15 protein-coding genes are annotated in these 10,415 nt (G+C 35.0%); all 15 read right to left on the bottom strand.

Going from position 1 to position 10,415, the window contains the following annotated elements; genetic code table 11:
* Positions 1-91 precede the first annotated feature (91 nt).
* Positions 92-1,132, bottom strand: a complete 1,041-nt coding sequence (locus HV819_RS11275; protein ID WP_235942787.1) for a hypothetical protein — start codon at positions 1,130-1,132, stop codon at positions 92-94.
* An 11-nt stretch (positions 1,133-1,143) separates the two neighbouring features.
* Positions 1,144-1,506, bottom strand: a complete 363-nt coding sequence (locus HV819_RS11280) for a hypothetical protein (RefSeq protein ID WP_176270262.1) — start codon at positions 1,504-1,506, stop codon at positions 1,144-1,146.
* Between the two features lie 2 nt (positions 1,507-1,508).
* Positions 1,509-4,580 (bottom strand): phage tail tape measure protein, encoded by a 3,072-nt coding sequence (locus tag HV819_RS11285; protein WP_176270263.1) that lies wholly within the window; start codon positions 4,578-4,580, stop codon positions 1,509-1,511.
* 54 nt (positions 4,581-4,634) lie between these two features.
* Positions 4,635-4,949: a type II toxin-antitoxin system RelE/ParE family toxin gene (locus HV819_RS11290; protein WP_176270264.1), complete on the bottom strand. Its 315-nt coding sequence runs from the start codon at positions 4,947-4,949 to the stop codon at positions 4,635-4,637.
* Positions 4,946-5,245, bottom strand: a complete 300-nt coding sequence (locus HV819_RS11295) for a type II toxin-antitoxin system RelB/DinJ family antitoxin (protein WP_176270265.1) — start codon at positions 5,243-5,245, stop codon at positions 4,946-4,948. Before HV819_RS11295 ends, HV819_RS11290 begins: the two co-directional genes overlap by 4 nt.
* Positions 5,246-5,301: 56 nt before the next feature.
* Positions 5,302-5,466: a hypothetical protein gene (locus HV819_RS11300; RefSeq protein ID WP_176270266.1), complete on the bottom strand. Its 165-nt coding sequence runs from the start codon at positions 5,464-5,466 to the stop codon at positions 5,302-5,304.
* Positions 5,467-5,483: 17 nt separating this feature from the next.
* Positions 5,484-5,840 carry a hypothetical protein gene (locus HV819_RS11305; protein ID WP_176270267.1) on the bottom strand — a complete coding sequence of 119 codons (357 nt, stop codon included), beginning with the start codon at positions 5,838-5,840 and terminating at the stop codon, positions 5,484-5,486.
* Between the two features lies 1 nt (position 5,841).
* Entirely contained in the window at positions 5,842-6,438 is a 597-nt protein-coding gene (locus HV819_RS11310) for a major tail protein (protein ID WP_176270268.1), read from the bottom strand.
* Positions 6,439-6,562: 124 nt separating this feature from the next.
* On the bottom strand, positions 6,563-6,874 hold the full coding sequence (locus HV819_RS11315) for a hypothetical protein (protein ID WP_176270269.1): 312 nt from the start codon (positions 6,872-6,874) through the stop codon (positions 6,563-6,565).
* Complete coding sequence (locus HV819_RS11320; RefSeq protein WP_176270270.1) at positions 6,867-7,247, bottom strand: HK97 gp10 family phage protein; 381 nt, start codon at positions 7,245-7,247, stop codon at positions 6,867-6,869. The genes HV819_RS11315 and HV819_RS11320 overlap by 8 nt, the downstream gene beginning before the upstream one ends.
* Entirely contained in the window at positions 7,244-7,576 is a 333-nt protein-coding gene (locus tag HV819_RS11325) for a phage head closure protein (RefSeq protein WP_176270271.1), read from the bottom strand. Before HV819_RS11325 ends, HV819_RS11320 begins: the two co-directional genes overlap by 4 nt.
* A 74-nt stretch (positions 7,577-7,650) precedes the next feature.
* Positions 7,651-7,923, bottom strand: coding sequence for a head-tail connector protein (locus HV819_RS11330; RefSeq protein WP_008901308.1), 273 nt, complete (start codon positions 7,921-7,923; stop codon positions 7,651-7,653).
* Positions 7,924-7,933: 10 nt separating this feature from the next.
* Positions 7,934-9,124, bottom strand: a complete 1,191-nt coding sequence (locus HV819_RS11335; RefSeq protein WP_176270272.1) for a phage major capsid protein — start codon at positions 9,122-9,124, stop codon at positions 7,934-7,936.
* A 4-nt stretch (positions 9,125-9,128) separates the two neighbouring features.
* A complete protein-coding gene (locus tag HV819_RS11340; protein ID WP_456237006.1) occupies positions 9,129-9,851 on the bottom strand; it encodes a head maturation protease, ClpP-related in 723 nt (240 codons plus the stop codon).
* On the bottom strand, positions 9,802-10,415 hold a 614-nt coding region (locus tag HV819_RS11345), incomplete at its 5' end, for a phage portal protein (RefSeq protein ID WP_176270273.1). The genes HV819_RS11340 and HV819_RS11345, both read right to left, overlap by 50 nt.

Consider the following 10,415-nt stretch of genomic DNA (forward strand, 5'->3'; position numbering starts at 1 on the left):
AAAAGTGTTGCCTCAAAAAATGAAAGTATATGAGGCTTGTTTGCTATGCACATTTTTAAGTTTTGTGACTTGAAAAAATTTTAAAAAATTTTTAAAAATAACTATTGACTTCCTTAGTTGGTCTATTTATCTTGTATTCTATGTCAGTTATAAGCCCTTCAATCTTTTCTTCTGCATAAGAAATAGCTATCCTATCTCCAACATCAAGACTGGGGTCGCCTATGGTTACCATATCAAAGGGTGTGTGATGAATTTTACATATTTCTGTAAGAAGAGCCTCACACATCCTCTTTCTTTTTTCCGGAAGACCTAACTGCATCAATGGATTTATTCCAAGGTTCATAGTTAGTCCATCATCATTTTCTAAAGAGTAGTATTCAGCTATTTTTGTTTTTGCATTTGTTGAGTTGATAGCTGTGTATCTTGTTTTAAAGTCAGAAATAGATGATGAAAAACGCTCTGTTGTTTTAATTTCCGTTGAGATGCTTTCAGAATATTTCTTTAATGCCAACTTGCCATCACGACTAATCCCCGCAAAAGCTCCAAGGGTCGATGCTATATAATGGATGAAGTCCCTATAGGTTTCTATATCATGGTCTTGATAAATGGCGAGAACTTCTTCTCCATTTACAAGGGACTTCACTTCATCTTCTGTCATACCTAGTTCTACCTTGCACTTTTCACATGAAAGACTTAGAAGTTCATATGCTGTACCAAAGGTATCTGTTACAGGGAAGTTCTTGTCAAAACGTAACATATAGTCATAACCTTTAAGTTCTAATATTTTCTTAGAACGATTAGCCTCTGTAACATCAAAGATTCCCATTGGTATGGTTTCTGTTGTCTTATTTTCTAATTCTTGATGGTAGAATAATTCAAGCCTTGAACCCTCAAGAGAATATCTATCTATATCAGAAAATAGACTAATACCAAATTCTCCAGCATAGACAGTTCCTATCTCCAGTTCAGTAGAGCCGGAAGATGACCTGTGAATGTACCCTGAACCTTTTAATATATCTTTATTTATAAAGGGAATAATCGTTTCATCTTTCAAAATGATATTTCCCGTCCAATAAAATTTACGAGAATTCTTTTTTATGGCTATTTTATATTCATTGCTTGTAGGATACAATCCACCACCTCCTAGTATTCTTCTAAATTAAAAGATACTTCCCACAATCCTTTATAAGAAGTATCTTTTATTAGTTTGACTTGAAACTTATCTATATACATTTGTGTCTCTTTTAGTTCCAACGTTTCTGTATCTAAGAATTTCACTGTTAGATTAGACTTATTTGATAATTTACTTAAAGTCTTTACTAGCTTAGGGCTACATGAAAACACCACTGATATGCTTGCAACCTTACTTCTTACAATATCTCTTTGAATAGTACCTGCCTCCGTCTCTCCACCTGTATCTGCCTCAATGTCACGAAATTCCAAATCATAAGAATTAGGTAGAGGCAGATCTATTCCTTCAATGATTAAATATGATTGATGTTTCAAAACTAACGACCTCCACTTCTTAAATTCTTACGCATTGTAGCACTTACTATTACCTCATCAAGGAGTGTACCTCCAAGATAAACTGGTATAATTATATCTCCTGCGTTTTCCGATTTAACATTTATATTTGCAAGTGCATCCGATATCTGTCTTCCTATATCAATTCCATTTACAGCGGATTCTTTATCGTATCCGCCTATGCCAATAGCTGATATATTTGGACTTAAAACCATATCACTTGCGACATTTTTCATAGAAGATTGAACTAGTCTTCTACTCTTTTCTATTCCTTTTGATAAGCCTTCCATAAAGTCTGGCATCCAAGATTCATAATCAGTTAGTGGACCAACATCTGGAACTGAAAAGTGTAAGTAAGACCTGATGGTTGATGCTACATCTGAAACTGCAGATACTACATTTCCTATGGCATTTCGAATACCTCTAGCAATTCCATTAACTAAATCAGCACCCCATGAATAAGCTTGAGATGCAAGATTCTTTATGAAGTTTACAGCGTTATTAAATCCATTTCTAATTGTAGATTGAATATTTGACATGGTAGATGAAATACTTGATCTCATGGAATTAAATGCAGACGATACTGCTGACTTTGCAGTATTCACCGCAGACGAAATAGTCGACTTTATATAATTCCAAGCAGATGAAACAAAAGTCTTAATATTATTCATCGTTGATGAGATAAAGGTCTTTATCCCATTCCAGATTGATTCAAGGATTGTCTTAATAGAAGTCAAGATAGTCTCAATAGTCGTTTTTATATTGGTCCAGGATGTAGAAATAAATTCTCCAATAGCTGTGATAACTGTTGTTAAAAACTCTTTTAGTCCATTCCAAATAGTCTCTATCTTTAGCTTTATTCCATCAAGAGTTGTAGAAATAAAGGTCTTAATATTATTCCAAGTGGTTTTAAAGAATTCTCCTATTGCATTAAAGACTTCTGATGTTTTTGTTTGAATAGCAGTCCAAATGGTTGAAAAGGTAGTTTGAACGCTAGTCCATAAACTCGTAAAGAATTCTCCTAAGCCTTGCCATAGAGTCTTTGCTCCTTCAATAAAAGTGTTCCAAGACTGAGTTAAAAATGTAGTAATTGAAGCCCATATACTATTCCAACCTTCTGAAATACCCATCCATAGATTGGAAAAGAAGTCCTTTACTCCTTGCCATAAAGATTTTATTCCTTCTACAAATCCAGTCCATAAATCATTTAAAAATTCTGTAATTGCCGTCCATGAAGAAATCCATGAGTCGGATATTCCCTGCCATAGATTTACAAAGAAGTCTTTTATTCCATTCCAAATAGTGACTGTTGATTCTTTGATGGTTTCCCAAATGGAGATGATACCTTCTCTAAACCAGTCGCATTTTTTCCATAAAAGAATAAGACCAGCTATTACTGCACCAATAGCTATGGGAACAATTCCTATGGTTGATACTACTGCAGTGATTGCTGGAATTAATGTGCCTGTAAATACCCCTACTATTTTTGTAATTCCACCAACTATTATAGGTCCTTTAGTCATAATAGTTCCTATTGACCATACAAGTTTTCCTACAATCATAAGGACAGGACCTAATGCTGCTACAAAAAGCCCTATACCTGCAATGACACCTTTTACTGGTCCTGGAAGGGCGTTAAGTCCATTTACCAGTTTTGTTAATATATCTACTGCTTTTCTAACAGCAGGCATAAATAATTCTCCAAAGGAAATAGCAAGTTCCTCTAGGGCAGATTGTAATATCTTAAGCTGCCCGCCTAAGTTATCCTGCATTGTTTTAGCCATTTTTTCTGCTGTTCCATCTGCATTATTTATTGCACTTGATAGTTTTTCTACATCTTCCGGCGCTGCATTCATAATGGCAAGAAAACCTGACATAGCTTGTTTGCCTACAAGTGCTTCAGCATTTGCCACCTTTTCTGATTCACTCATCTGTGAGAAAGCAGATCTACAATCCATTAAGATATCATTTAAAGATCTCATAGAACCATCAGTGTTGGTAGTTTGGATACTCACTTCTCCAAAACTCTGTCCTGATAAGGTTAACTCTCCATTTAGTTCTGTCATTATCTTTCTTAACGATGTACCAGCTTGCGAACCTTTAATCCCTGCATTTGCCATTAGTCCAATAGCAAGAGCAGTATCCTCTACAGAGTATCCAAGAGAACCGGCAATTGGTGCTGCGTATTTAAAGGTCTCTCCCATCATGGATACATTGGTGTTGGCATTAGATGATGCAGCAGCAAGAACATCTGCAAAGTGAGATGAGTCTTCTGCTTTTAAACCAAAGGCTGTAAGGGCATCAGTAACGATATCTGAGGTAGTTGCTAAATCCTCACCACTTGCTGCAGCAAGATTCATAACGCCATCAATACCACCAATCATGTCTTTAGTTTTCCAACCAGCCATTGCCATGTAGTTCATAGCCTCTGCCGCTTCACTTGCAGAAAACTTTGTTTTTGCTCCCATTTCACGAGCTTTGTCTCTTAGTGCATCAAAGTCAGAACCGGTTGCTCCGGATACTGCTTTTACTTTAGACATACCGGAGTCAAAATCTGACGCAGTCTTTACAGCTGCTACTCCAAGACCTGCTACTGCAAGAGATACTGGCATCATTTTTCTTCCTACGTTTTCTATATTTTGCCCTGTATTTTGCCATTTTTCCCCAGTAATAGCTATATTTTGAAGAGTTTGATTAGTAGTTGCTCCTTGTCTTTCAAGAGATTTTAAGGCTTGTTCTGTTTCAATAATTTCACGTTTAAGGGCATCATATTGTTCCTGTGAAATCTTTCCTTCAGCAAGAGCCTGTTCCGCTTGTTTTTGTGCCTCTTTTAATGAATTAAGCTTGTTCTTTGTCTCCTCTAAAGTCTGTCCTAGTAGTTTATGTTTTTGGGAGATAAGTTCAGTGTTGCCTGGATCCATTTTTAAAAGCTTATTTACATCACGTAGTTCTGATTGAGTATGTTTTATTTCAGTATTAACTTTTTTAAGGGCGTCTTGAAGTTTGGTTGTATCTCCACCAATTTCAACAGTGATCCCTTTTATTCTATTTGCCAATCTCTCACCCCCTAAATTTGAACATCAAAAAAGCACCTAGTTTTTCTAGATGCCTTATAAAATATCTTCGTAATTTCTTTTTGAATATAATATGCGGATTATTTCTACTAGACTTTTCTCATTATTAACTCGGTAAAATATAAGGTAATTTTTTACAGGACAAATTCTTATATTTTCACTATATAAATCCTCATCTTTGTATCTTTTAAACCTCTCGGGCATTTGCTCAAGATCCCTAATCGACTCTTCTATTTTTTGAACTAACCTTAAAGCAGATAAATCCGAATTCAATGTTTCAGAAATATATTCATATATATCGAGTATATCTCTTTTTGCTTTAGATGATATTATAATGTTGTGCTTAATCATATTTGTTCATAAATTGATTGAAAAGCATCATCTACATTTTCAAATTTACCATCTTTTAAATCTTGTATACCTTCCATTAGCGTTTTATTTAGTTCATCTTTTGAAATATCTGAAATATCAACAAGTTTTGCATCCGGTAATTTTACATTAAATGGTAAGCCCTTGTTAAGAATTATCTGTCTATAAAACATATCCACGGCATTTGATGGGGGTATACCTAAGGCATTGAGAATCTCCTCTGCTTTATCTTTGATTTCCGGTTTCATTCTGATATTTAAATTTGCTGACTTAGCCATAATACTCCTCCTTTTGAATTAATTATACTACATTCGCCTACACTATGTCAATACAATTAAAATTTATCGAAGTCATCTTGTGTGGCTACTTCTTTGTATTTATAACTATCATTATTTTTTTCTGTAAACATATCGTTCACTAGACCTATAGTTAATAAATCTAAATCAGAAATAGATAAACCGAGTTCCACTGCCCTTAATAGAAACAAGGGCGTAGTCATTGATCTTTCAGTTGGTCTTACTTTTTTTTAGAAACTTCCTCCGTCTTAATATTAAGTCCCCAAAGTTCTATTAACTCTGGTAGGATTTGATAGATTGAAAATGTGGAGAAGTTGTCGAGCCATTCTGTTGGATCATCCGGCACAGAATCGTCACCATGTTTTGCCATAACATAGGCTATGTTCTCAAACAGTTCTAAAGATCCTATGTCTAAATCGGATTTGTCCTTATCATTTTTCTTGATGGATTTCTCCAAAGCCATTAGATCTTTAAAAATATCTCTGCCAAATTTTAATCTATATATTCTTGGTATTGCTGCTGATGCACGAAAGATAACATCTTGTCCATCAATTTGTATTTTCTTTGTTAGTGCCATATTATTTACCTCCAGTGTTTGCTCTAGAAGGTGTTACTGATATTTCTGTTGGCAAATATACTGCCTTATACCAATTATCATAAGTTTCTTTAGTAGTTTCATTTCCGGTTCTTGCTTTAACATTCCCATCTGGAAGGGGCCTAGCCTGAATGGTTAATGTTTCCGGTTGAACTTCTCTTGATTCTTCATTGGTTTCTCCTTCAAGCGTTGGTCTAGCTGCAGAGCAGTTATACATAATATGACGGATTTTCTTTTGGTCACCATCAAACTCAAATAAAAGAGCAAAGTTAGCTGTCTCTGCATTTGAAGATTCTATTAGAACCTTATTCTTATCAGCTTTTTCCATCAACACATCTGTCCTAAAGGATTCTGGAATTAGGGCAATTTCTAAGTCGCCATCATATCCCATGTTGTTTGAAATGGTGTAATACTCAATCCCATCAGCATAAAAACTTTCTGGTTCTCCATTTGGTTCTAGAGAAATCGATACAGCACCAGGCATTGCCACTGGCTCATTATATTTAATAACGCCCTCTTCGGTTTTATCAAAGAGAGCGTAGTGTACATTACAGATATTAAACTTTACTTTATTAGCCATTATTTTCCTCCTTATAATTTATCTTTAAAGTAATACAACTACACATCCGTTCACTTCGTCCTTTCAGTCCTTGTTCACGGTGTGAGACTGCATCTGACCTACCAGCGAAATCAAAGATTTCGGGTTAGATCATGAATTCATACAGCACTTCATAGAGTCTTTCTGATGCAATCCAAACTTCAGATTTTTCATAATAGATTTTTTCTCTATCAAGTATTTCTTCGATTCTTTCTTCAAGTTCTAAATCTTTCCTATCTGTGTAGATTTCTAAATCCACTTCAGTATTTTTATGATATACATAGCCATCTGCTCCAAAGTGTTTATTCTTTGGAAATAGATAGACTAGAAAGGGTGGTTTAGGACTTTCGCCTTCTGCAAAATGTGAATAAGCAAAGGGCAGTCCTATTTCTTCTATAATCTCAATCAATTTATCCATTCTTTAGTTTCCTCGTTATATTTTCTTCCAATTCTCTGATTCCTTTTTCTTCAGCCGGTCCAATGTGAGGCCTTGCTGAAACTCGCCCTCCTTGTCTAAGGACATGACCTTTTTCTAATAAATGGGCTAGTTGATATCTATTCTTTGAGTGAACAACTAATTCTATGGATGATGAAGTTTCCTTTTGGTTTTTAACAGACCAAGACTTGGAATATTTACCAGTTTTACCAACTGGAGCATTTGCTTGAATATCTTTTTTGACATTGTTAGCAGTCTTCTTCACTTCTTTTTTAAGTTCATCAGCAGCCATATCAGAATATTCTTCAAGTCCCTTCATAATTTCATCAGCCATATTTTCTATCTTTACATTCATCTTAATACCTTCTTACATCTGAACTTAATGAATCTATTTTTATAATTCATAAAGTCAATAGAGATAATGTTATAAATTTCATCATCAAAAATAATTCTAAACTCCGATGTGTTTATATCTATTAATCTCTTTTGAAATCTAACAGTAAAGGAAATATCTGACTTGTCTATCTCCATGCCAAGAAAGACTTCTTCGCCTTTTCCTTGATAGGAGATATATGAATTAGTTGTTAGATAATCCGACCATATCGCCTTATGATTTCCTATCTCATCAATTTCAACAGCTTTGTTTTGAAAGGTTATCTTTCTATTTAAATCAGATATCTTCACTTTTCCTCCTTCGCTTGTGCCCAACGATAGAAACATAGAAATCTCTGATTTCGTTATGTTCCATCGGAAGGGTATTAGAACTCAGCCTTTCTCATTCCAAATAATAAAGCCCTTAGTGTTAAGTTTAGTTCAGAATAATCTGCCTCTTCTCTATGTTCATAAAGATAAGCAGTCATATATAGAACAGCTATCTTTCCATTTGGATTTTTAGAAAGTTCTTCTTCACTATTAACCCTGGCTACATCCATAGAATGTTTGATTGATGATTGGATGAGAGATTCAATCATCTCATCCTCATCATCAAAATCCACCCTTAAATATGACTTTGCCTCCTCAAGAGTTATCATAATTTACTCCTTAGACAGTAGCGCCAATTTTTAAAAGTTTAACTGCCTCTCTTAAAACTAAGATTCCATCAACTCTTTCCTTACCTAAGAATCCAACCATACCATTTCCGGCAAATAGTTCTTTTAAGTCTTGGAATGATCTATGACCTCTGTCACCAATTTTGTAATATGAGAAGTCACCAAAAGCAATGGCTAATTTTCCTTTTTCAGCTTTTGGAGCAAAGGCTGATGTATAGGCAGGGTAACCTAAAAGTCTATCAGGTTCTCCATCCTTAAGTGATGGTTGCCAAATATATGCACCATTTACATCTTTTAATTTCCTGATTTGAGCTACTGTTGCATCATTTAAAATAAAGACAGCTTTCTTTCTGTATGGTCTGTCTAATTCATAGACTAGATCCATCAATTCATCTGCAGTAATTGTTTGTGCCTTTGTTGTTACACCAAGTTCTCCACCTTTTTTAGAATCAAAAATTCCTGTAGGCTTATTTACTCCATCACCATTTAAGAAAGCATCTTCTTCAGCATTTGCTAGCGCTCTAGTAAATTCTTCAGTGATGTATTTTTCTAAATTAAAGGCTGCATCATATAGAAGTTCTTCAGTAACTTTAATTCCAACATGGAGTTTATGCGCATCAAGTGATATTTGGTCAAACTTTCCATCGCTAAATGTAAGCTGTCCACCTTCTTCAACCCATAGGGCTGCCGGCTTTGTAGCTGCAATATTGATTTTATGAAGTCCGGATGTTTGAACTTTTGTAGCTAATTTTCTTACAATATTTTCTTCTTCAAGACCTTTTACAATATCTGATTCCAATTCTTCCGGAACTAAATATCCACCACTTTCATCTGCTCCAACTTTTAGTTCATTAGTAATATCTCTAAAGTTAGACCTTAAAGCTTTCATCATGGATTTCTTATAGACATTTCTTGCTCTCATTGGTTTGTCTTCTTCATTAAAAGTAACCGGATCACTTGTTAGTGCTTGAGTGGTAGGTTTTTCTAATATTTTATCCATTTCTTCTTCTCTCTTCTTTCTTTCAATTTCACGAGTGTAATTCTCGATGGTTTTTTCCATTTCCTCATATGTCTTAAAGTCTTCATCAGACATTAGACCATTTTCATCCTTCTTAGATTCAGCAAATGCCTTTGCTTCGTCCCAAGCTTTAGTTCTCTTTGCAATAAGTTCTTTTAAATTCATATAATTACCTCCAAGTATTTTTAATTTTGTTTAATCTTTCTTCTACTTCGCTCATTGAATGAGTCTTTACTTCTTTATTTATCTTTGTTAAAAGAGAGTTTGTAACTGCTCGTCTTGAAAAGACCATGTTCGTAACTTTTTCATCTTTTCTTTTATCAGTGAGAGTTCCGTCACAAAAACCCATCTCAATAGCCTTGTTCTTATCGAACCAAGTCTCTCCATCCATTAGATTAGAAATCTCTTCTCTGGATAAACCTGTCTTAATCTCATAAGCATTGATGATTGATTCCTTAACTTCCTTTAACATATCTATGGCTTTTTGCATTTCTTTTGAGTCGCCAATTGCCACAGTTAAGGGGTTGTGAATCATCATTAGTGAGGTAGGACTCATTAAAACTTCACTTCCTGACATGGCAATGACCGATGCAGCAGATGCTGCAAGCCCATCAATCTTAATGGTCACATTGCCCTTGTGTTCTAAAAGCATTGTGTAAATTCTTGAGGCAGCAATGCAGTCCCCTCCTGGAGAGTTTATCCATACAGTGATGTCTCCACTTTTGTTTTTTAATTCCTCAAAAAAGAGCCTTGGCGTGATTTCATTATCAAACCAAGACTCTTCTGCAATAACTCCATCTATATAGAGTTCATTTGAATCTTTATTCCAATTCCAAAATATTTTATTTTTGTTCATTCTCGGTATTTTTACCTCCGTTTCTTTTACTTTCATAGAATGACCCTGCCTTATCAAGTGGTAGCATATTTCCATTTACAAGATATAGATCTCCACCTTCTTCAGCTGATATCCTATCAAGATTTTCTAATTCTCTTATGTCATTTGCACTCATCCACCCATTTTGTCTTCCTACAGCATATCCATTCATTCTTGATTCATAGTCTCCTCTTAGAAGTCCATCAAGGTTGAATTTAATAAAGTAGGATTCTTTTTCTTTCTTTGTTAGTAGTGCTCTTTCTAAGGATTGCTCCCAACGAACAATCCAAGGATCAAGAGTGTATTTGACAAACTCAAGAGATTGTTGCTCTATATTTGAAAAGCTTGACCTTTCCAAATCTCCAATCATATGAGGTGGTATCCTAAAAATTCTAGCTATCTCATTTAATTGAAATTTCCTTGTTTCTAAGAATTGGGCCTCACTTGGGGCAATAGCTATGGGTTGGTATTTCATCCCTTCTTCAAGTACAGCCACTTTATTGGCATTTTTAGGCCCCTGAAAGGCTGCGTTCCATGACTCCCTTACTCTTTCTGGGTCTTTGATAATACCTGGATGTTCTA

The organism is Anaerococcus faecalis, from assembly GCF_013371425.1.
Lineage (GTDB): Bacteria > Bacillota > Clostridia > Tissierellales > Peptoniphilaceae > Anaerococcus > Anaerococcus porci.

Bases quoted from the DNA above. Each gene is read 5' to 3' on its own strand.
- HV819_RS11290 (WP_176270264.1), bottom strand. From the start codon at position 4,949: ATGATTAAGCACAACATTATAATATCATCTAAAGCAAAAAGAGATATA.
- HV819_RS11295 (WP_176270265.1), bottom strand. From the start codon at position 5,245: ATGGCTAAGTCAGCAAATTTAAATATCAGAATGAAACCGGAAATCAAA.
- HV819_RS11300 (WP_176270266.1), bottom strand. From the start codon at position 5,466: ATGACTACGCCCTTGTTTCTATTAAGGGCAGTGGAACTCGGTTTATCT.
- HV819_RS11305 (WP_176270267.1), bottom strand. From the start codon at position 5,840: ATGGCACTAACAAAGAAAATACAAATTGATGGACAAGATGTTATCTTT.
- HV819_RS11310 (WP_176270268.1), bottom strand. From the start codon at position 6,438: ATGGCTAATAAAGTAAAGTTTAATATCTGTAATGTACACTACGCTCTC.
- HV819_RS11315 (WP_176270269.1), bottom strand. From the start codon at position 6,874: ATGGATAAATTGATTGAGATTATAGAAGAAATAGGACTGCCCTTTGCT.
- HV819_RS11320 (WP_176270270.1), bottom strand. From the start codon at position 7,247: ATGAATGTAAAGATAGAAAATATGGCTGATGAAATTATGAAGGGACTT.
- HV819_RS11330 (WP_008901308.1), bottom strand. From the start codon at position 7,923: ATGATAACTCTTGAGGAGGCAAAGTCATATTTAAGGGTGGATTTTGAT.
- HV819_RS11335 (WP_176270272.1), bottom strand. From the start codon at position 9,124: ATGAATTTAAAAGAACTTATTGCAAAGAGAACTAAAGCTTGGGACGAA.
- HV819_RS11340 (WP_456237006.1), bottom strand. From the start codon at position 9,851: ATGAAAGTAAAAGAAACGGAGGTAAAAATACCGAGAATGAACAAAAAT.